The organism is Cellulomonas sp. Root485 (assembly GCF_001426705.1).
Classification (GTDB): Bacteria; Actinomycetota; Actinomycetes; order Actinomycetales; family Cellulomonadaceae; genus Cellulomonas.
Genome location: NZ_LMFC01000001.1, coordinates 62488 through 83717 on the forward strand (window position 1 = coordinate 62488; position 21230 = coordinate 83717).

Here is a 21230-nt window from a genome sequence, read left to right on the forward strand (position 1 = left end):
TGGACGTGAAGGACGACGATGACCGACGCAGCCCCCCTGCAGCCCCCCGCACCCCAGTCGGTGTTCGCCCTGGAGGCGCCCGCGCCGGTCGCGCCCGTCGCGACGACGGCTGCCCCCGCGATGGCCCCGCAGATCCCCGAGGCAGCCCTGCCGGGCCTGGACGCCAAGGTCAACGCCTACGTCGACGGACTCATGGCCGCCCAGATCGGGTCCCCGGAGATGGCCGGCAAGGCCGACGACATCCGCCTCATGGGCGACTCCGACATCCGCGCCGCAGCGGACACGTCGAACCGGCTGCTCCAGATGCCCGTCAAGGAGCTCCGCGAGGGTGGCGTGTCCGGGACGTCGCAGGTCAGCAAGTCGCTCCTGGACCTGCGCAAGACCGTCGAGAGCCTGGACCCCAGCGAGGCCACGATCGGCAAGAAGCTGCTCGGGCTCATCCCGTTCGGGGACTCGCTGACCGACTACTTCCGCCGGTACGAGAGCTCGCAGAAGCAGATCGACGCCATCGTCCGCGCGCTCTACAACGGGCAGGACGAGCTCCGCAAGGACAACGCGGCGCTGAACCTGGAGAAGCAGCACCTCTGGGACACGATGGCCCGCCTGCACCAGTACATCTACGTCGCGGAGTCGCTGGACCGGCGCCTGGCGACGACGGTCGCGGAGCTCGACGCGACGGATCCGGCGCGTGCCAAGGCGCTGCGCGAGGACGTCCTGTTCTACGTGCGCCAGAAGCACCAGGACCTGCTCACCCAGCTGGCCGTCTCCATCCAGGGCTACCTGGCGATCGACATCATCATCAAGAACAACATCGAGCTCATCAAGGGCGTCGACCGGGCGACGACCACCACGGTCGCCGCCCTGCGCACCGCCGTCATCGTCGCCCAGGCACTGAACAACCAGCGGCTGGTCCTCGACCAGATCACGGCCCTGAACACCACGACGACGGGGCTCATCGCGTCGACCGCCAAGATGCTCAAGGAGCAGTCGGCGGGCATCCAGGAGCAGGCGGCGCAGGCGACGGTCGGCCTGCCGCAGCTGCAGCAGGCCTTCTCGGACATCTACGCGACGATGGACTCGATCGACACGTTCAAGGTCAAGGCGCTCGACTCCATGGCGACGACCATCGGCGTGCTCGAGACCGAGACGACCAAGGCGCGCAGCTACCTCGACCGGGTCAAGCGTGCGGACACCACGGACGTGGCCAGCGGTTCGCTCGACCTCGGCACGAGCTGAGTGGGCCTGGGTGGGCAGAGGCTCGGGTAGGCGCCACACATGAGCTGGATCGCACGCCTGCTGGGGCGGCGTCAGGAGCCCGACGTCCCCGCGGCACCCCCGGCGCCGACGACGGCCGAGATCCTGGCGTCCGCGCACCAGGTCGAGCAGCAGATCGCGGGCAAGGTCCCGGCCGCGGTCACTGCGCGCGTGCTGCGGATCACCCGCACGGTCGACGACATGGCGCCGCGCCTGGACCGGCTCGGGGCCGGCAGCAGGCAGGCGCACACCGTCGTCGCCACCGCCACGTCGTACCTGCCCGAGGCCGTGGGCGGGTACCTGCGGCTGCCGCGCGACTTCGCCGACCGCCGTGTGGTGTCCAAGGGGAAGACGTCGCTCATGGTGCTGTGCGACCAGCTCGACCTGCTCGGGGTCACGCTGGACAAGATCTCCGACGCCGTCTCGCGCGAGGACGCCAACGCCCTCGTGGCGCACGGCGCGTTCCTCGCCGAGAAGTTCGGCGGCTCGTCCCTCGCGCTGGCCCCGGAGGCCGGCCTCGACACCCCGCAGGTGGACCACCCGTGACGCTCACCGACGCGCTCGACACCCTCGCGACGGCCGGCGCGGCCGCCGGGCTGGAGGGCGCCGCCGTCCGCGACGAGGGCGCACGCCTCGCAGCCGCCGTCGCCGAGTCGATCCCGGGGGCCGCGACCGGCTGGCTCGCCGCCGTCGGAGCACCGGACGCGACGTTCGGGGCGTTCTTCGCGGCGGCGTCCAGTGCGCGTCGCTGGCGGTCGGCGCCCACCGACCTGCTGACCGGGCTCGTCGGCACCCCGCACGCCGAGCCGTACGCGGCGGCGCTCGCGGAGGTGGTGTCCGCGGCGTGCGACCTCGGTCCGGCCCCGATCGACGTGATCGCGCGCGCGTCGGCCACCGCCGCGGTCCAGCGGGCCGCGGTGCACGGGACCGTCGCGAGGCCCGCCGAGCCGCCGTCGGCGTTCGACCTGCCGCGCGTCGACCCGTCGGCGTTCGACCTGTCCGCGCTGTCGCTGCCGCCGCTCCCGGAGGCAGGGGAGCCCGGCCTTGTCCCGGTCCATGCGACGCCCGCCGCCGGCACCACGTTCGTGCCCGAGGAGAAGCCCGCCAAGACCCTCGAGGAGCTGCTCGCCGAGCTCGACGCCCTCGTCGGCCTGAACCGCGTGAAGGCCGAGATCCGGCAGCAGACGCAGCTGCTGCGCGTCGAACGCCTGCGCACCGAGGCCGGGCTGACCGCGCCGACCCTGACCCGGCACCTGGTGTTCCTGGGCAACCCCGGGACCGGCAAGACGACGGTCGCGCGGCTGGTCGCCGGGATCTACCGCGCGCTCGGGCTGCTCTCGAAGGGCCACCTGGTCGAGGTCGACCGTTCCGAGCTCGTCGCGGGGTACCTGGGGCAGACCGCCGTGAAGACGTCCGAGGTCGTCGCGACGGCCCTGGGCGGCGTCCTGTTCGTCGACGAGGCGTACGGCCTGGCGGAGGATCAGTACGGCGCCGAGGCCGTGAACACCCTGGTCAAGGACATGGAGGACCACCGCGACGACCTCGTGGTGATCGTCGCGGGCTACCCCGGGCCGATGGCCACGTTCCTCGCCACCAACCCCGGGCTGGAGAGCCGGTTCTCCACGACCGTCGAGTTCGACGACTACACGGACGCCGAGCTGCGCGAGATCTTCGCCCGCGCCGCGAGCAAGGCCGACTTCGAGCCGACCCCCGACTGCCTGGCGCGGTTCGAGGAGCTGGCGTCGCTGCAGATCCGCGACGAGGGCTTCGGCAACGGCCGCTACGCCCGCAACGTGCTGGACCAGGCGATCACCCGGCACGCCTGGCGGCTGCGGGACGTTGAGCAACCGACGGTGGACCAGCTGCGGCTGATCCTCCCGGAGGACCTGGTCCCGGCGCCTGACGAGACCGCGAGCACGGACGTGACCGAGAAGGCCGCCGAGCCCGTCGAGAACGCCGAGCCCGCCGAGCCCGTCGAGAACGCCGAGAACGAGCACGACCACATCGAGGAGTCCGCGTGACGCAGACCATCGCCCCGAATGCGGCACCTCCCGCCGCGGTGCCGACCGCGGCGCCCGCGCCCGTGCACCGGACCGGGCTGCGCGGCGCGCTGAGTCGCACCCCGGGACGCCTGCGCGTCGCGGGCGTCGTCGCTGTGATCGCCGCCGCCGCGGTGGGCGTGGTCGGCCTGAACGCCGGCCTGGCGCAGTCGCAGGCCCTGTCGGACGCGGACGCGGACACCACGCAGCTCGTCGGCATCCAGGATGTGCGCAACGACCTCGTGATCGCCGACGCGACGGCGACGAACGCGTTCCTGGTGGGCGGTCTGGAACCGTCCGAGCAGCGCGCGCGGTACGACGAGGCCGTCGCGTCCGCCGCGAACGGGCTCGCGCAGCTGGCGGGGTCCAACGCCGCCGACGCCGAGCTGCTGGGCCAGGCGACCGCCGGGCTGACCACGTACACGGGGCTGGTCGAGCAGGCCCGCGCCAACAACCGCCAGGGCTTCCCGGTGGGCGCCGCGTACCTCGACCAGGCGTCCGCGGTCCTGCGCAGCGACGTGCTCCCGCAGCTCGACGAGCTGGTGCAGGCCAACAGCGACCGCGTGGACGCATCGTTCGACTCCGTCGGCTCGGTGCCGTGGCTGCTGGCGCTCGGCATCCTCGCGCTCGCGGCGCTCGTCGTGGTGCAGGTCTGGCTGGCGGGCCGCACGCACCGGCGGCTGAACTCGGGCCTGTTCTGGTCCACGGTCCTGGCGCTCGCGGCGACGATCGCGGGAGCCTTCGTGCTCGGCTCGACCGCGCAGCGCGCCGCCGACGTCCGCAACGGCCCGTACGACGAGACGGTGTCGGTCTCCAGCGCGTACTCGCTGGCCAACAACGCGAAGTCGATGGAGTCGTTCACGCTGATCAAGCGCGGCTCTGGCGCGGCGTACGAGGAGCAGTTCGTCGCCGAGACGACCCAGGCCGCGGAGCTGCTCGCCCGCGACACCGTCGACCCGGCGCTCGCGCCGCTGTTCGACGACTGGCTCGCGGCGCACGCCCAGATTCGGGCGCTCGACGACGGCGGCGACTGGGACGGCGCCGTCGCCCTCGCGATCAGCGACGAGCCGAACGCGCCCAACGATGTGTTCGCGACGTTCTCGGCGGCCGCGGAGAGCAGCCTCGACGCCAGCGCGCAGCTGACGAACGAGGGCCTGTCCGGGGCAGGCGGGTCCGTGGTCCGCATCGGCTGGCTGATGCTGATCGTCGGTCTGCTCGCGGCGGTCCTGTCCTGGCGCGGCATCTCGAAGCGAGTGGAGGAGTACCGATGACCAGGACCCGATCGACAACTACGTTCGGGGCGGCCGTCGCCGCGCTCGCCCTGCTCGCCGGCTGTGCCGGTGCACCCGCCGCAGCGCCGGTGTCCCAGCAGGAGGTGACTGCCCAGCAGGTGGCGGCGCCGGTCGCCGTTCCTCCCGTGGCGGCGTGCGAGAACGGACTCCTCCCCACGGCGTCCTACGACCCGGGGCCGGGCGGCGGCTCGGTCCAGGCGATCCGTGACCGCGGCGCCCTGCGGGTCGGCGTCTCTGCCGACACCCTGCTGATGGGCTCCCGCAACCCGTTGTCCGGGCAGATCGAGGGCTTCGACATCGACATGCTGAACGCGGTCTCCACCGCGATCTTCGGCAAGCCGACCCCTCTGCAGTTCCGCGTCATCACGTCCGCCCAGCGGCTCGAGGTGCTGGAGAACCATGAGGTCGACCTGGTGGCCCGCACGTTCACCATGAACTGCGAGCGCTGGGAGACCATCGCGTTCTCCGCCGAGTACCTGACCGCCGGCCAGAAGGTGCTGGTCACGCGGGACTCGGAGGCGGCGAGCATCGAGGACCTCGAGGCGCTGGGCGACCAGCGCGTCTGCGCCCCCGAGGGCACCACGACCCTGGAGCGGCTCCAGGAGACGTACCCCGGGGTCGAGGCGGTCAGCGCCCCGACGCACACGGGCTGCCTGGTGCTCTTCCAGCAGGGCAAGGTCGAGGCCATCACGGGTGACGACACGATCCTCGCCGGGTTCGTCGCGCAGGACCCCTACGCGAAGGTCGTCGGGGAGGCGTTCAGCGCCGAGCCGTACGGCATCGGGGTCGCGGCGGACCAGCTCGACCTCGTGCAGTTCGTCAACGGCGTGCTCGACCAGGCCAAGGCGGACGGCTCCTGGGCGGCCTCGTACACCACGTGGCTCGGCGCCCTCGGCGCCGCGCCCGCGCCGCCGGTCTCGGTGTACGGGCGGGTCGGCAGCCCGTGAGCGGACCTGACGCGCCGGAGGCGCCCGGCAGGCTCGGGGAGCCCATCCCCGCGCCGCAGCTGCTCCGGTACCTCAGCGGGCTCGAGGCGTGGCTGGCGCACCGCCGCGCGGAGCTGGACCGGCTGGACCAGGCGGCGCAGGCGTCGCCCGCCTCCGAGAGCTACACCGACGACGTGCTGCTCGCGCTGACCATGTGGCAGGCGATCCGGACCCGCACCGACGAGCTGGTCGCGGTGTGGGACTCGGGCCGGGCGGACGCGGTGGACCGCGAGAAGATGTCGCAGCTGGTCTGGGGGCGCCTGGACTCGGGTCTCGGTGCCGCGCTGGTGTCCCTGGTCGAGGCCGTGACCCTGTGCGACGCGATGATCTCCCAGGTCCGGGCGCGTCTGTCGTTCGACCCGGACACCGCCGACCAGGCCGCCCGGCTGCGCGGACTGCGCGCGGGGCTGGTCCGGGCGGAGGACCTCGCGGGCGTCGACTCCGCCGCGCGCGAGCTCGTCGCGACCCTGCGGACGCGCGAGCAGAAGCTCGTCGCGCAGGCGGCCCGCGGCGCCGACATCTCCGGCCCGCTGGCCGAGCTCGAGGCGCGCGCGGCGCTCGCGGAGCGCGACCTCATCGTGCAGGTGTCCCAGCGGCGCACGCTGGAGAAGGGCCGCGCCGACGCGCGCGCCACGATGGCGGCCCTGGAGCTGCGGGAGCCCACGCTGCACCAGCTGGCCGACCGCTGCCGCCGCGAGATCGCGCACCCGCCCAGGCTCGCGGTGCCGGACGTCTCCCGGCTGGGCGAGGTGCCGGGCACGCGTACCGAGCTCGACGCGTTCGTGGACCGGCTCGCGGCCGTCGGCCGGGCGTTCGACACGGTCGCCGACGCCTACAGCGCGCCCCTGCGCGAGCGGGCGGAGCTGCGCTACCGGCTGGAGGGCGCACGCGCCGCGGCCGACGCGAACGGCCGCAGCTCCTCCCCGACGGTCCGCTCCGGCTACGACGAGGCCCGCGAGGTCGTCGCCCAGACACCCTGTGACCTCACCCTGACCCGCTTCCTCGTGGAGCAGTACGAGTACCTCACCCGAGACCTGCCCACGGTGGGTCAGGAGGGACGACGATGATCGCCTGCACCGAACCGGGTTGCACCGGCACCTACGAGGACGGCTACTGCAACGTCTGCGGCTCACCGCAGACGGCGACGGCAGCCGGGGCCCCTGCGTCCGCCACCTCGCTCCTGGGCACGGGGGTCGCGCAGGCGAGCCCGGACCGCTCGGCGGCGGCCGCCGACCCCGACGCCGAGCGCTCGACGCGCACCGGCCGGACCAGCTCCAGCCGGCTGGCCACGGCCGCGCTCGGCTCGGCGCGCACGATGGCGACGGGCGGCTCGCGGCCGACGCGTCGGGTCGGCACGTCGTCGACCCGGCTGCGCGGCGCCCGGCTGGGTGCCGGGCTCACGACCGTCCCGCCCGCACCGGTGCAGGACCCGCTGCAGGCGGTCATGGCCGTCGCCGAGGTGCCCGAGCGCAAGCGGTTCTGCCCGGCGTGCGGCGCCGAGGTGGGCCGGTCGCGCGACGGCGTGCCCGGCCGGACGGCCGGCTTCTGCCCGAAGTGCGGCAACCGGTTCGACTTCACGCCGTCGCTGAACCCGGGCGACGTGGTCGGTGGCCAGTACGAGGTCGTCGGCTGCCTGGCGCACGGTGGTCTCGGCTGGATCTACCTGGCGCGCGACCGCAACGTCTCGGGCCGCTGGGTGGTGCTCAAGGGCCTGCTCAACTCCGGGGACCCGGACGCGTACGCCGCGGCGATCTCCGAGCGGCAGTTCCTGGCGGAGGTCGAGCACCCGCTGATCGTCGAGATCTACAACTTCGCCATGCACGAGGGCGCCGGCTACACCGTCATGGAGTTCGTCGGCGGCCGGTCGCTCAAGCAGATCCTGCAGGACCGCCGGGACGCGGCGGGTGGTGTGAACACGCCCCTGCCGGTGGACCAGGCGCTCGCGTTCGTCCTCGAGATCCTGCCCGCGTTCGCGTACCTGCACGACGTCGGGCTGCTGTTCTGCGACTTCAAGCCGGACAACGTGATCCAGCAGGGCGACGCGGTCAAGCTCATCGACCTCGGCGGCGTGCGCCGGGTCGACGACCTGGACTCGGCGATCTTCGGCACGGTCGGCTACCAGGCGCCCGAGGTGCCCGAGGTGGGGCCGTCGGTGGCCTCCGACATCTACACGATCGGCCGCACCCTGGCCACGCTGGTGCTCGACTTCCGCGGCAACACGAGCACCTACGTGGCATCGTTGCCGGCCGTGTCGGACACCCCGGTGTTCCAGACGTACGACTCGTTCTACCGGCTCCTGGCCAAGGCGTGCGCGGTCGACCCGTCGGACCGGTTCGCGACGGTCGACGAGCTGCGCGCGCAGGTCCTCGGCGTGCTGCGCGAGGTCGTCGCCACCGACCGCGGGCCCGGCAGCCCGGCGCTGCACTCGGCCGCCTCGGTCCTGTTCGAGGCGCCCACGTCCGACGAGGCCGGCCACCCGCTGGCCTGGGACCAGCTGCCCGCCCTCAAGGTCGACGCGAGCGACCCGGCCGCGAGCTGGCTGGCGGGCGTCAACGTGAGCAACCCGCAGCAGCGCATCGCCGCCCTGGCTGACGCGCCGCAGGAGACCGTCGAGGTCCGGCTGCGGCGCACGACCGCGGCCATCGAGGCGGGGGAGCAGCAGCTCGTCGACCAGACGATCGCCCAGATCCTGGAGGAGGACCCGTGGGAGTGGCGCGCCGCCTGGCTGGGCGGGCTCGCGCAGCTGAGCACCAACGACCCGGTCGCGGCGCGCGCGTCGTTCAACGCCGTCTACGGCCAGGTGCCCGGCGAGCTGGCGCCGAAGCTCGCGCTGGCCACCGCGTGCGAGCTGAGCGGCGAGCCGGACATCGCGGAGTCGCTCTACATCATCTGCGCACGCTCCGACGCCAACTACACGGCCCCGGCCGCGTTCGGGCTGGCCCGCATCCGCCGCGCGCGGGGCGACCTGCGCGGGGCGCTCGCCGCGCTCGACCTGGTCACCCCCACCCGCAGCTCCTACGTGGACGCCCGGATGATGCGCGCGCAGCTGCTGGCCACGTCGAGCGGCGACCTCACGTCCCTGTCCGACGCGCTCGCGAGCGTGCAGGCCGTGTCGATCGAGCCGCGGGTCCGGGCCGCCCTGCGGGTCGACGTGCTGGGGTCGGCGCTCGCGGTCGTGCTCGACAAGGGCCCGTCGACGACCGTCCAGGTGGGTGGCGTGCCGGCGCAGGAGCCGGAGCTGCGCGACGCGCTCGAGGCGGCGCTGCGGGAGTCCGCCGTGCTGAACGACGACCACGACGAACGGATCGCGCTGGTCGACCAGGCCAACGCGGTCCGTCGGTGGACCACGTGGTGACCTGTGCGGCGTGCGGCACGATCGCCGAGGACGGCTCGACGTTCTGCGAGCACTGCGGCGCGCGCCTCGAGGCCGTCACCGCGCCCGCCCCGGCGGTCGTCGTCGCACCGGAGGAGCCCGTGCCGGCCGCGGTCTGCCGCGCGTGCGGCGGCACCATCGCCGACGACGGGTACTGCGAGAGCTGCGGGGAGAAGGCCGTCAGCGAGCGGGACCACTGGAGCGAGCTCCCGTCCGCGCTGGTCGGCGGGGTCAGCGACCGCGGCCGGCGCAAGACCCGCAACGAGGACGCGATGGCGCTCGCGACCAGCGGACCGACGGCCGTCCTCGTGGTCTGCGACGGGGTGTCGAACGTGCCGGACTCCGACGTCGCGAGCCTGGCCGCGTCGCGCGCGGCGCGGGACGTCCTGGTCACGGGGCCGGCGGGCAGCACGGTCGGCTCGTGGTCGGCGCTCCTGCTCACGGCCGCGGCCGCGGCCGACCAGGCCATCAAGGACGCCGTCGGAGACACGAGCCACCGCGCCGAGCCGCCGTCGTGCACGTTCGTCGCGGCGGTCGTGGACGGCCCGACGGTCGTCGCGGGCTGGCTCGGGGACTCCCGGGTGTACTGGCTGCCGGACGAGGGGGCCGCCCACCAGGTCAGCGTCGACGACTCCGCGGCGAACGAGATGATCGCGCGCGGCGTGCCTCGGGCCAAGGCGGAGGCGTCGCGCGAGGGGCACGCCATCACGCGGTGGCTCGGTCCTGACGCCGAGACCGTGGTGCCCGGCACCGCCACCACCAGGGCATCGGGTCCCGGCTGGGTGCTCGCCTGCTCGGACGGCCTGTGGAACTACTGCTCCGAGGCCACCGACGTCGCGGACCTGCTGCACCGCACCATCGCGCAGGTGGGAACCGCCCCCGACGTCATCGCCGGCGAGCTGGTCCGCTGGGCCAACGAGCAGGGCGGGCACGACAACATCACCGCGGCGCTGGCCCGCGTCGCAGCACCCGTCGATACTGTCCACACCGACGAGGCCGTCCCGGCCGAACCGGCACCGACCGCAGCCTGATCGAGGAGCCACAGTGGCCGACTTCCGTACCGAGGTGTTCCAGAACGAGTTCCTCTCCGACGGCGCCACGGACGTGCACGCGATCGTCACGGTGACCAGCTCCGGCGCGGGTACCGCCGCCACGAGCAGCGGGGGCGTCGCGGAGATCGTCATCATCGACACCTCGGGGTCGATGAGCGGACCGAACATCGACGCCGCCAAGTACGCGGCGCAGGTGGCGGTCGACCAGATCGCCGACGGCACCTGGTTCGCGGTCATCGGCGGCAGCCACGTGGCCAACCGCGCGTTCCCGTACCCGAACGCGCCGGTCGCGATCGTGCAGATGGAGCCGGGCGCCCGTGAGGAGGCCAAGCGCGCCATCTCGTACATGCGGCCCTCGGGCGGCACCGCGATGAGCACCTGGCTGCGGCTGGCCGACGCGATCTTCGCCGAGGTGCCGCAGGTGGCCCAGAAGCACGCGATCCTGCTCACCGACGGCCGCAACGAGTCGGAGCCGCGCGCCGAGCTGTCGAGCGCGATCTACGACGTCACCGGGCACTTCCAGTGCGACGCTCGCGGCGTGGGCTCCAGCTGGGAGGTCGCCGAGCTGCGCGAGATCGCGACCGCGCTGCTGGGCACCGTGGACCTGATCCGTAACCCGGCGGACATCGCGGCGGACTTCAAGGCGCTGGTCGCCGAGTCCATGTCCAAGGGCGTCGCCGACGCCGAGCTGCGCGTCTGGGCGCCGCAGGGCGCGCAGGTGCTGTTCGTGCGCCGGGTCGCACCGACCGTCGAGGACCTCACCGCACGGCGCACGGAGGTGAACGCCCTGACCGGCGCGTACCCGACCGGCGCGTGGGGCGACGAGTCCCGCGACTACCACGTGGCGATCCGGGTGGCGTCGAAGCCGGTGGGCTCGGAGCAGCTGGCCGCCCGCGTGCAGATCGCGGTCGGCGGTGACGTGCTGGCCTCCGGGCTGGTCAAGGCCCGCTGGTCCGACGACAGCTCGCTCACCGCCCGCATCAACCCCGAGGTCGCGCACTACACGGGCCAGGCCGAGCTGGCGTCGGTCATCCAGGAGGGTCTGGCCGCGAAGGCGTCCGGTGACGAGGCCACGGCGACCGTGAAGCTGGGCCGCGCGGTCCAGCTGGCCGCCGAGACCGGCAACGAGGAGGCCACCTCCCGCCTGCGGCGCGTGGTCGAGATCGACGACGAGGAGCAGGGCACCGTGCGCCTCAAGCGCAACACCGACAAGCTCGACGAGATGGCCCTCGACACGGCCTCGACGAAGACCACCCGGGTCCGCCGGTGAGCACCGTCACCTGCCCCAACGGCCACCCGTCGACCTCGACCGACTACTGCGACGTCTGCGGCTCGCCGATCGAGGCGGCCGTCACGGTCGAGGCACCCGTCGCGCCGGCGGCGGGCACCGCGACGACCTGCCCGCACTGCGGAGCCCCGGCGTCGTCGTTGGCCCTGTTCTGCGAGGTGTGCGGGTACGACTTCACGACGGGCACCGCCCCGGCACCGATCGCGACGCCGATCGCGCGGCCTGCGCCGGCGACGCCGCCTGCGGGGTCCGTGGAGTCCGATCCCGTCTCGGCACCCGTGCCCGTGGCGACACCCGCGCCGCAGTCCGGCTCCGACCCGGGTTCCGCGGCGGTCGCGGGCAGCAGCGGCGCGGCCCTGCCCACCCCGGCCCCCGCCGGCGAGGACTCCTGGGTCGCCGAGATCTGGGTGGACCCCGACTGGTACGCGGTGCAGAAGGCCGAGGACCCGATGCCGTCGGCCGGGCTGCCGGGGCTGGTGCCGCTGCGGGAGCGCAGCGTGCTGGTCGGTCGCCCGTCGGCGTCCCGCAACATCCACCCCGCGGTCGACTGCGGGACGGACTCGGGCGTCTCGCGCCGGCACTGCCAGCTCAACACCGACGGCCAGCGCTGGTGGGTGGAGGACCTGCAGTCCGCCAACGGCACGTACGTCAGCCGCGCGGGCGACCCGTTGCCGACCACCCCGATCCCCGCCGGCCAGCGTCGGGAGATCGAGGACGGCGACCGGCTCTACATCGGGGCGTGGACGCGCATCGTGATCCGGACGGCGCTCCCGGGCGAGGTCTGATCACGCGGTCCCGGCCCGCGAGCGGTGGTCCGCGGCGACCACCCGGGCCGAGACCAGGGCCAGCAGGAGTCCGATGGCGAGCGCGCTCGCGTGGCCGGCGTCCGTGAACGTCCGGGTGATCGCACCGGGCACCAGCCAGTAGGCCGCCGTCGCGCCCAGGTACCACCAGCGCCAGCGGGGCGGGACGGCGAGCACGAGGAACCCCATCGACGCCGCCATGACGTAGCTGACGCCGACGTCGGTGGCCGCCGCGACGCTCTCGTCGACGAACCCGTGGAAGATCCCCGTGGCCAGTCCGGCGGCCACCACGAGCCCCGCGCCGACGTGGCCGGCGAGGCCGACGACCAGCGATGCGAGCCGGCCGACGAACCGCTGCAGGTACGCGAGCACCACCAGGAGCTGCGCGACGAGCGCGAGGCCCCAGAGGCTCTCGACGACGAACGCGCTGCCGAGCATCGACACGAGCGGCTCGGCCCGCAGGTTGTCGAGGTTGGCGCTGACGCGGGCGAGGATCTCGGCGGTGCGCTCCTCGGGCTGGAGCATCACGACGAGGGTCACCGCGGTGACGGTCGCGCAGTAGGCGATGGCGAGGTCGGCGTGCGCCACGGTGCGGCCGACGTCCCGCAGGACCGCGCGGACGGTGTCGCCCGTGTCTCGCCTGCTCGGCGCGGGCCGCCCGTCGGTCATGCCGGTCACGCTAGCGCCGTGCCGCGTGCCCGGCCTCGTCGCCACGGTGATCGCCACCGCCGGGGCGCCGGTGCTAACTTCCGAAGAGCGCCTGTCCGAGCATCGCCGCCGGACCGGCCTCGGGGGGTCTCGTGGCTGATCAGACCGACGGACGCACCGCGGTGCGGGTGCTGGTGGTGTCCACGATCGGCTTCCTGGTCAACTTCTGGGCGTGGGCGCTGATCAGCCCGCTCGGCGGCTCCTACGGGAAGGCGCTCGGCCTGACGGGGGTCCAGCAGTCGGTGCTGGTGGCGGTGCCGGTGATCGTCGGGTCGCTGGGCCGGATCCCCGTGGGCGCCCTGACGGACCGGATCGGCGCGCGGACGATGTTCCCCGCGGTCACGCTGCTGACCATCCTGCCGGTGCTGTTCATCGGGTTCGTGGCGGACACGTACCCGGCGATGCTGGTGGGCGGGTTCTTCCTCGGGCTGGGCGGCACGGCGTTCGCCATCGGGGTGCCGGCGGTCAACGCGTGGTTCGCCCCCGAGCGGCGCGGGACGGCGCTCGGCATCTTCGGGCTCGGCATGGGCGGCACGGCGATCTCCGCGTTCACGACGGTGCGGATCACCGACGCGTACGGGCCCGAGGCCCCGTTCGTGCTGGTCGCGTGCGTGCTGGCCGTGTACGCGGTGGCCGCGGCGCTGCTGCTGCGGGACAAGCCGGGCCGCCCGACCCCGCAGGGCTCGTTCGTCGCGCGGACGTGGGCGACGGCCCGCATCCCCGCGACCGGCCAGCTCTCGCTGCTGTACGCGATGGGCTTCGGCGGGTTCGTCGCGTTCAGCGTCTACCTGCCCACGTACCTGGTGAACGCGTACGACCTCAGCGCGAGCGACGCCGCGGCCCGCACCGCCGGGTTCGTCGTGCTGGCCGTGGCGATGCGACCGGTCGGGGGAACCCTCTCCGACAAGGTCGGCCCGGTCCCGGTGCTCATGGTGGCGTTCGTCGCCGCAGCGGTCCTGGCCCTGCTCGCCGCGCTCGAGCTTCCGCTGGTGCCCGTCGCGACGGTCGCGTTCCTCGGCCTGGCCGCAGCGCTCGGTGCGTCCTCGGGCGCGGTGTTCGCGCTGGTCGCGCAGGTCGCCCCCGCGGACAAGGTCGGGGCCGTCACGGGCATCGTCGGAGCCGCCGGTGGCCTGGGCGGCTTCTTCCCGCCGCTGGTCATGGGGGCCGTCTACGACCAGGTCGGCGACTACAGCCTCGGGTACGTGCTGCTCGCCGCGAGCGCGCTGGGCGTCGCCTTGTTCACCTGGGGACCGGTCCGTCGGGCCGCCCTCGCACGTGCCGCCGAGGTCACTACCGCCTGAGGAGCCAGCATGACGATCGAGCAGGGACGCCGGCCGGGCCTGGACGAGGGGGTCGTCGAGGCGCTGCTGCGGACGCGGCGCTTCCTGCAGAAGAACGAGGTGTCGGCGGACCTGCGCACCCTGCACCAGATCGGCGGCCGCGACGCGGACACGTTCTACCGGGACCGGTGGAGCCACGACAAGGTGGTGCGGTCCACCCACGGCGTGAACTGCACGGGGTCCTGCTCGTGGAAGGTGTTCGTCAAGGACGGCATCATCACGTGGGAGGCCCAGCAGACGGACTACCCGTCGACCGGCCCGGACCGCCCGGAGTACGAGCCGCGGGGTTGCCCGCGCGGAGCCGCCTTCTCCTGGTACACGTACTCCCCGACGCGCGTCCGGTACCCGTACGTGCGCGGTCTGCTGCTGGAGATGTACCGCGAGGCCAAGGCGCGACTCGGCGACCCGGTGCTGGCGTGGGCGGACGTCGTCGGCGATCCCGTCCGGTCCGCCCGGTACAAGGCGGCGCGCGGCAAGGGCGGGCTGGTGCGGGCGTCGTGGGCCGAGGCCGTCGAGATGGTCGCGGCGGCGCACGTGCACACGATCAAGGAGCACGGCCCGGACCGGATCGCGGGGTTCTCGCCGATCCCCGCGATGTCGATGGTGTCGCACGGGGTCGGTGCCCGGTTCTACGCCCTGCTGGGCGCCCCGATGCTCTCGTTCTACGACTGGTACGCGGACCTGCCGGTGGCGTCCCCGCAGGTGTTCGGCGACCAGACCGACGTGCCCGAGTCGGGAGACTGGTGGGACGCCGGCTACCTGATCATGTGGGGCTCGAACGTGCCCGTGACCCGCACGCCGGACGCGCACTGGATGGTCGAGGCGCGGTACCGCGGGCAGAAGGTCGTCGCGGTGTCCCCGGACTACGCCGACAACGTGAAGTTCGCGGACGAGTGGCTGGCCCCGGCACCCGGAACCGACGGTGCGCTCGCGATGGCGATGGGCCACGTGATCCTGCGCGAGTTCTTCGTCGAGCGCAGCACGCCGTACTTCGACCGGTACGTGAAGCAGTACACGGACCTCCCGTTCCTCGTCGCCCTGGAGCCGGACGGTGACGGGTTCGTGCCCGGCAAGTTCCTGACCGCCGCGGACCTGGGGGAGACGTCGGAGAACGCGCAGTTCAAGACGGTCCTGCTCGACGAGACGACCGGGGAGCCGGAGGTGCCCAACGGCTCGCTCGGCTTCCGGTTCGGCGCGCAGGGCGAGGGGCGCTGGAACCTCCACCTCGCGTCGGTGTCCCCGCAGCTGAGCGCCGCGGGCGCCGGGTCCGGGACGGCGGCCGTCACGCTGCCGCGGTTCGACGCGGTCGACGGGTCCGCCGGGAGCATCGTGCGCGGGGTCCCGACGCGGCAGGTGGCCGGTCGCACCGTCACCACGGTCTTCGACCTGCTGCTCGCGCAGTACGGCGTCGGCCGCCCGGGGCTGCCCGGCACCTGGCCCAGCGGGTACGACGACGCGTCGTCCCCGTGCACCCCCGCCTGGCAGGAGGGGATCACCGGGGTGCCCGCCGCCAAGGCGGAGAAGATCGGCCGCGAGTTCGCCGCCAACGCCCAGGAGTCGAAGGGCCGGTCCATGATCCTCATGGGCGCCGGCACCAACCACTGGTTCCACGCCGACACCATCTACCGCGCGTTCCTCACGCTCACCACGCTGTGCGGGACGCAGGGCGTCAACGGCGGCGGCTGGGCGCACTACGTCGGCCAGGAGAAGGTCCGCCCGATCACCGGGTACGGCCTGTACGCCAACGCCCTGGACTGGTCCCGACCGCCGCGCAACATGATCCAGACCGCCTACTGGTACCTGCACACCGACCAGTTCCGGTACGACCACTTCGGCGCGGACGCGCTCGCGGCGAGCAAGGCCGGCGGGCTGTGGGCCGGCATGACCACCGCGGACGTGCTCGCGCAGTCCGCCCGCCTCGGCTGGATGCCGAGCTACCCCACCTTCGACCGCAACCCGCTGACGCTCGCCGACGACGTGGCCGCCTCGGGCACCCCCGCGGGGGAGTACGTGCCGGCGGCGCTGCAGGACGGGTCGCTGCGGTTCGCGGGGGAGGACCCGGACGCCCCGGAGAACTTCCCGCGCGTGCTGACCATCTGGCGCTCCAACCTGCTGGGCAGCTCCGCCAAGGGCAACGAGTACTTCCTCGAGCACCTGCTGGGCACGGACTCGTCGCTGCGCGCGCAGGAGGCACCGCCCGAGCACCGGCCGCGCGACGTCGTCTGGAGGGACGAGGCTCCGCGCGGGAAGCTCGACCTGCTGCTGACTCTCGACTTCCGGATGACGTCGACCACGGTGTTCAGCGACGTGGTCCTGCCGGCGGCCACCTGGTACGAGAAGTACGACCTGAGCAGCACCGACATGCACCCCTTCGTGCACTCGTTCAACCCGGCCATCGCGCCGCCGTGGCAGACCCGCACCGACTTCGACGCGTTCCACGAGATCGCCAAGGCGTTCAGCGCGCTCGCGGCCACGCACCTCGGTGTCCGTCAGGACCTCGTCGCGGTGCCCCTGACGCACGACACCCCGGACGCGATGGCGACGCCGTCGGGGATCGTGCGCGACTGGAAGGCGGGCGAGTGCGAGCCGGTGCCGGGAGTGACGATGCCGAAGCTGGTGGTCGTCGAGCGCGACTACCCGGCGGTCGCGGACAAGCTGGGCGCGCTCGGGCCGCTCGCGTCGTCGCTGGGTGCCACCACGAAGGGCATCACGTTCGACCTGACCAAGCCCATCGACTACCTCGGCCACAAGAACGGGCTGGTCCGCGGAGGCGCGGGCGACGGGCGGCCGTCGCTGCAGCGGGACGTGCACGTCTGCGAGGCGATCCTCGCGCTGTCCGGCACCACCAACGGGCACCTGGCCACCGAGGGGTTCCACACGCTGGAGAGGCGCACGGGCCGCAAGCTGGCGGACCTCGCGGCCGAGCACGAGGGCAAGCAGGTCACGTTCGCGGACACGCAGGCGGCGCCGACGCCGGTGATCACGTCCCCCGAGTGGTCCGGCTCGGAGTCCGGGGGCCGGCGGTACTCGCCGTTCACCATCAACGTGGAGCGGCTCAAGCCCTGGCACACCCTGACGGGCCGGCAGCACTTCTTCCTCGACCACGACTGGATGACCGAGCTGGGGGAGAACCTGCCGGTGTTCCGACCACCCCTGAACATGGCGGCCCTGTTCGGGGAGCCGCAGGTGGGGTCGGACGGGGAGCTCGGGATCGCGGTGCGGTACCTGACCCCGCACAACAAGTGGTCGATCCACTCCGAGTACCAGGACAACCTCCTGATGCTCAGCCTGTCGCGGGGCGGCCCGGGCATCTGGATGAGCCAGAAGGACGCCGACAAGATCGGCGTCACGGACAACGACTGGATCGAGGCGGTCAACCGCAACGGCGTCGTCGTCGCCCGCGCGATCGTCTCGCACCGGATGCCGGAAGGGACCGTCTACATGCACCACGCGCAGGACCGGCTCATCGACGTCCCCCGCTCGGAGACGTCGGGCAAGCGGGGCGGCATCCACAACTCGCTGACCCGCATCCTCATGAAACCCAGCCACCTCATCGGGGGCTACGCCCAGCTGACCTTCGCGTTCAACTACCTCGGCCCGACGGGCAACCAGCGGGACGAGGTCACCGTGATCCGCCGACGCTCGCAGGAGGTGCAGTACTGATGCGGATCATGGCGCAGATGTCGATGGTGATGAACCTCGACAAGTGCATCGGGTGCCACACCTGCTCGGTGACCTGCAAGCAGGCGTGGACCAACCGGGCCGGCACCGAGTACGTCTGGTTCAACAACGTGGAGACGCGGCCCGGGCAGGGGTACCCGCGCACGTACCAGGACCAGGAGCGCTGGCAGGGCGGCTGGACGCTGAACAAGCGCGGCCGGCTCAAGCTCAAGGCGGGCGGCCGGCTGAAGAACCTGGCGACGATCTTCGTCAGCCCGAAGATGCCGTCGCTCGACGACTACTACGAGCCGTGGACGTACGACTACGAGACGCTGACGACGGCGCCGCTGCAGGAGCACACCCCGGTGGCGCGGCCGCGCTCGCTGATCAGCGGTGAGCCGATGCAGATCGGGTGGAGCGCCAACTGGGACGACGACCTGGGCGGCAGCGCCGCGACGGCCGTGAGCGACCCGATCCTGGCGAGGGTGTCGACGAAGATCAAGCTCGAGTTCGAGCAGACGTTCATGTTCTACCTGCCGCGCATCTGCGAGCACTGCCTCAACCCGTCCTGCGCCGCGTCGTGCCCGTCGGGCGCCATCTACAAGCGGGCCGAGGACGGGATCGTGCTGGTCGACCAGGACCAGTGCAAGGGCTGGCGCAAGTGCGTCACCGGGTGCCCGTACAAGAAGGTCTACTTCAACCACCGCACGGGCAAGGCCGAGAAGTGCACGTTCTGCTTCCCGCGCATCGAGGTGGGCCTGCCGACGGTGTGCTCCGAGACGTGCGTCGGCCGGCTGCGCTACCTCGGCCTGGTGCTCTACGACGCCGACAAGGTGCTGGCGGCGGCCTCCGTCACCGACGAGCACGACCTGCTGGAGGCGCAGCGCGGCGTGTTCTGCGACCCGCACGACCCCGCGGTGGTCCGAGAGGCCGAGCGGGCGGGCATCCCGCGCGACTGGATCGAGGCCGCGCAACGCTCCCCGATCTGGTCGCTGATCAGCACGTACAAGGTGGCGCTGCCGCTGCACCCGGAGTACCGCACGATGCCGATGGTCTGGTACATCCCGCCGCTGTCGCCGGTGGTGGACGCGGTCGCGGAGACGGGCGAGGACGCCGAGGGCAAGGGCAACCTGTTCGCGGCGATCGACCAGCTCCGCATCCCGGTGGAGTACCTGGCCGAGCTGTTCACGGCGGGGGACACCGTCCCGGTCACGGGCGTGCTCAAGAAGCTCGCCGCGATGCGGTCCTACATGCGGGACATCTCGATGGGTCGCGACGCCGACCCGTCGATCCCGGCAGCGGTCGGCATGAGCGAGCAGGACATGCTCGACATGTACCGGCTGCTGGCCATCGCCAAGTACGACGAGCGGTACGTCATCCCTGCCGCGCACGCGGAGGCCGCGCACGGCCTGGAGGAGATCGCGACCGAGTGCAGCCTCGACTACGAGGGCGGCCCGGGCATGGGCGGCTCGGGACCGTTCGGGGAGGGGTCGGGGTCGAACACCCCGCTGGCGGTGGAGAACTTCCTGGCGCTCAAGGACCGGCAGACCGCCGACGAGGTCACGCCCACCGGCGGCCAGGGCGGCCGCGTGAACCTGCTCAACTGGGACGGCAAGGGCTCCCCGCCGCCCGGACTGTTCCCCGAGCGGAAGGACCCGTCGTGAAGCGCGACGACGCCCGCACCCGAGCACTCACCCACCGGATCGCCGCGCTGCTGCTGGAGTACCCGACGAGCGAGCTGGTGGCGCAGGTGCCCGACCTGCGCGCCGCCGCCCCGACGCCGGCGTTCGATCCCCTGCTCGACCACCTGGGCGCGACCCCGCTCACCGCGCTGACCGCCGAGTACGTCGACACGTTCGACCTGCGCCGCAAGGTCTGCCTGTACCTGACCTACTACGCGTTCGGCGACACCCGGGAGCGGGGGATGGCACTGCTCGCGTTCAAGCGGGCGTACCGGGCGGCGGGCCTGGAGGTCAGCGCCGAGGAGCTGCCCGACCACCTGTGCGTCGTGCTGGAGTTCAGCGCCACCGGGGACGTCGAGGCGGGCACCCGGCTGCTGCTGGAGCACCGCGCCGGGCTGGAGCTGCTCCGGCTCGCCCTGGTCGACCGCGGCTCCCCGTGGGCCGCGGCGTTGACCGCTGTCTGCTCGACCCTCCCGCCGCTGCGTGGCGACGAGCGCGAGGCCGTGGCACGGCTGGCCGCACAGGGCCCTCCGGGGGAGCAGGTGGGCCTCGAACCCTACGGTGCGATGGCGGCGGCGCCGCGATGAGCGGGGTGCTGCTCTGGGTGGTCATCCCCTACGTGTGCCTGGCGTTCTTCGTGCTCGGGCACGTGTGGCGGTACCGGTACGACAAGTTCGGCTGGACCACGCGGTCGTCGCAGCTCTACGAGAGCCGCCTGCTGCGGTGGGGGAGCCCGCTGTTCCACTTCGGCATCCTGGCGGTGTTCTTCGGGCACGTGATGGGTCTGGGCATCCCGGAGAGCTGGACGTCCGCCGTCGGGATCTCCGAGGAGCTGTACCACGTCATGGCGGTGACGATCGGGGCCGTGGCGGGGTTCTGCACCCTCGTCGGCCTCACGCTCCTGATCTACCGGCGGCGCACGGTCGGGCCGGTGTTCAGCGCGACGACGCGGATGGACAAGGTCATGTACCTGTTCCTCGCCCTGGTGATCCTGCTGGGCGTCTGGAACACGGTGGCGGGCTCGGTGCTCAACCTCAACGGCGAGTACGACTACCGGACCGGGGTGTCCGAGTGGTTCCGCGGCATCTTCCTGTTCCAGCCGAAGCCCGAGCTGATGGTCGACGCGCCGTTCGGGTTCCAGGCGCACGCGATGGTCGCGATGCTGCTGTTCGCGCTGTGGCCGTTCACGCGGCTGGTGCACGTGCTGAGCGTGCCGGTCTTCTACCTGTGGCGCCCGTACGTGGTCTACCGGACCCGGTCTGACCGCGCGGGCAACCGGGCTGCCCGGCCGGGCTGGAGCCCGTCCGACGACCGGGTGCGCCGCTAGCCCTTCGGCGGGTGCAGCCGGTTGGTCGCCTCGGCCAGCAGGCGCTCGAGCACCGCGTGCCGGTCCAGGGCGCGCAGCAGCGCGTCGTCGTCGTGCCCGCGGCGCGCGTCGTCGACGGCGTGGTGGGCCTGGCTGGTGGCTGACGCGAGCCGGAACCAGGAGGCCCCGGCGACCTCCCGGCGGACCTGCGCCTCGGTCTCCGGCGCGATCGAGCGGTACTGGTCATGGTGCTGATCGATGACAGTCATGTCCTCGACTCCTTCGTCGTCTCCGTGCTCTCCCATGCTGCTCGCCGCCACCCACACGACTGTGCCGACACGCGCTGCGCTACCCACAAAGAGCGCGTCGAGGTCGCTCACGTACATTCGCCGACCGCCCCGAGAAATGACGCCGCCACCCCCTGTACCTCGGCATTCCTGGCGCCGT

Annotated in this window: 17 protein-coding genes; 15 read left to right on the plus strand and 2 right to left on the minus strand. The window is 72.8% G+C overall.

Annotation, left to right across the window (positions count from 1 at the left end):
* The first annotated feature begins 18 nt into the window (after nucleotides 1–18).
* From ASD16_RS00345 to ASD16_RS00390, 10 genes are read left to right on the plus strand one after another with little or no spacing between them, the layout of a single operon-like run.
* Nucleotides 19–1236: a toxic anion resistance protein gene (locus tag ASD16_RS00345; RefSeq protein WP_055911633.1), complete on the plus strand. Its 1218-nt coding sequence runs from the start codon at nucleotides 19–21 to the stop codon at nucleotides 1234–1236.
* Between the two features lie 39 nt (nucleotides 1237–1275).
* On the plus strand, nucleotides 1276–1800 hold the full coding sequence (locus ASD16_RS00350) for a hypothetical protein (RefSeq protein WP_055911636.1): 525 nt from the start codon (nucleotides 1276–1278) through the stop codon (nucleotides 1798–1800).
* Nucleotides 1797–3275 carry an AAA family ATPase gene (locus ASD16_RS00355; RefSeq protein WP_082570518.1) on the plus strand — a complete coding sequence of 493 codons (1479 nt, stop codon included), beginning with the start codon at nucleotides 1797–1799 and terminating at the stop codon, nucleotides 3273–3275. The genes ASD16_RS00350 and ASD16_RS00355 overlap by 4 nt, the downstream gene beginning before the upstream one ends.
* The gene (locus ASD16_RS00360) at nucleotides 3272–4564 is read left to right on the plus strand and encodes a hypothetical protein (RefSeq protein ID WP_055911639.1); all 1293 of its coding nucleotides are present in this window, start codon (nucleotides 3272–3274) and stop codon (nucleotides 4562–4564) included. The genes ASD16_RS00355 and ASD16_RS00360 overlap by 4 nt, the downstream gene beginning before the upstream one ends.
* The gene (locus tag ASD16_RS00365; protein WP_055911642.1) at nucleotides 4561–5532 is read left to right on the plus strand and encodes a glutamate ABC transporter substrate-binding protein; all 972 of its coding nucleotides are present in this window, start codon (nucleotides 4561–4563) and stop codon (nucleotides 5530–5532) included. The genes ASD16_RS00360 and ASD16_RS00365 overlap by 4 nt, the downstream gene beginning before the upstream one ends.
* Nucleotides 5529–6638: a hypothetical protein gene (locus ASD16_RS00370; RefSeq protein WP_055915491.1), complete on the plus strand. Its 1110-nt coding sequence runs from the start codon at nucleotides 5529–5531 to the stop codon at nucleotides 6636–6638. The genes ASD16_RS00365 and ASD16_RS00370 overlap by 4 nt, the downstream gene beginning before the upstream one ends.
* Nucleotides 6635–8926: a serine/threonine-protein kinase gene (locus ASD16_RS00375; RefSeq protein WP_055911645.1), complete on the plus strand. Its 2292-nt coding sequence runs from the start codon at nucleotides 6635–6637 to the stop codon at nucleotides 8924–8926. The genes ASD16_RS00370 and ASD16_RS00375 overlap by 4 nt, the downstream gene beginning before the upstream one ends.
* Complete coding sequence (locus ASD16_RS00380; protein WP_235523057.1) at nucleotides 8911–9975, plus strand: PP2C family serine/threonine-protein phosphatase; 1065 nt, start codon at nucleotides 8911–8913, stop codon at nucleotides 9973–9975. The genes ASD16_RS00375 and ASD16_RS00380 overlap by 16 nt, the downstream gene beginning before the upstream one ends.
* A gap of 13 nt (nucleotides 9976–9988) precedes the next feature.
* Nucleotides 9989–11266 carry a VWA domain-containing protein gene (locus ASD16_RS00385; RefSeq protein ID WP_055911648.1) on the plus strand — a complete coding sequence of 426 codons (1278 nt, stop codon included), beginning with the start codon at nucleotides 9989–9991 and terminating at the stop codon, nucleotides 11264–11266.
* On the plus strand, nucleotides 11263–12069 hold the full coding sequence (locus ASD16_RS00390) for an FHA domain-containing protein (protein ID WP_055911653.1): 807 nt from the start codon (nucleotides 11263–11265) through the stop codon (nucleotides 12067–12069). Before ASD16_RS00385 ends, ASD16_RS00390 begins: the two co-directional genes overlap by 4 nt.
* On the opposite strand, the gene ASD16_RS00395 is transcribed toward ASD16_RS00390, so the two are convergent.
* Entirely contained in the window at nucleotides 12070–12756 is a 687-nt protein-coding gene (locus ASD16_RS00395) for a rhomboid-like protein (RefSeq protein ID WP_157453742.1), read from the minus strand. It lies immediately after the preceding gene.
* A gap of 131 nt (nucleotides 12757–12887) precedes the next feature.
* Between ASD16_RS00395 and ASD16_RS00400 the strand changes: the two genes are divergently transcribed.
* From ASD16_RS00400 to narI, 5 genes are read left to right on the plus strand one after another with little or no spacing between them, the layout of a single operon-like run.
* Nucleotides 12888–14096 carry a nitrate/nitrite transporter gene (locus ASD16_RS00400; RefSeq protein WP_055911659.1) on the plus strand — a complete coding sequence of 403 codons (1209 nt, stop codon included), beginning with the start codon at nucleotides 12888–12890 and terminating at the stop codon, nucleotides 14094–14096.
* A 9-nt stretch (nucleotides 14097–14105) separates the two neighbouring features.
* Nucleotides 14106–17798 (plus strand): nitrate reductase subunit alpha, encoded by a 3693-nt coding sequence (locus ASD16_RS00405; protein WP_055911662.1) that lies wholly within the window; start codon nucleotides 14106–14108, stop codon nucleotides 17796–17798.
* Complete coding sequence (gene narH, locus ASD16_RS00410; protein ID WP_055911665.1) at nucleotides 17798–19459, plus strand: nitrate reductase subunit beta; 1662 nt, start codon at nucleotides 17798–17800, stop codon at nucleotides 19457–19459. Before ASD16_RS00405 ends, narH begins: the two co-directional genes overlap by 1 nt.
* Nucleotides 19456–20064: a nitrate reductase molybdenum cofactor assembly chaperone gene (gene narJ, locus ASD16_RS00415; protein WP_055911668.1), complete on the plus strand. Its 609-nt coding sequence runs from the start codon at nucleotides 19456–19458 to the stop codon at nucleotides 20062–20064. The genes narH and narJ overlap by 4 nt, the downstream gene beginning before the upstream one ends.
* Nucleotides 20061–20804, plus strand: a complete 744-nt coding sequence (narI, locus tag ASD16_RS00420; RefSeq protein ID WP_055911671.1) for a respiratory nitrate reductase subunit gamma — start codon at nucleotides 20061–20063, stop codon at nucleotides 20802–20804. Before narJ ends, narI begins: the two co-directional genes overlap by 4 nt.
* Here narI and ASD16_RS00425 read toward each other — a convergent pair.
* Complete coding sequence (locus ASD16_RS00425) at nucleotides 20801–21052, minus strand: hypothetical protein (RefSeq protein ID WP_055911675.1); 252 nt, start codon at nucleotides 21050–21052, stop codon at nucleotides 20801–20803. The two genes, narI and ASD16_RS00425, sit on opposite strands and share 4 nt — an antisense overlap.
* Between the last annotated feature and the right edge of the window lie 178 nt (nucleotides 21053–21230).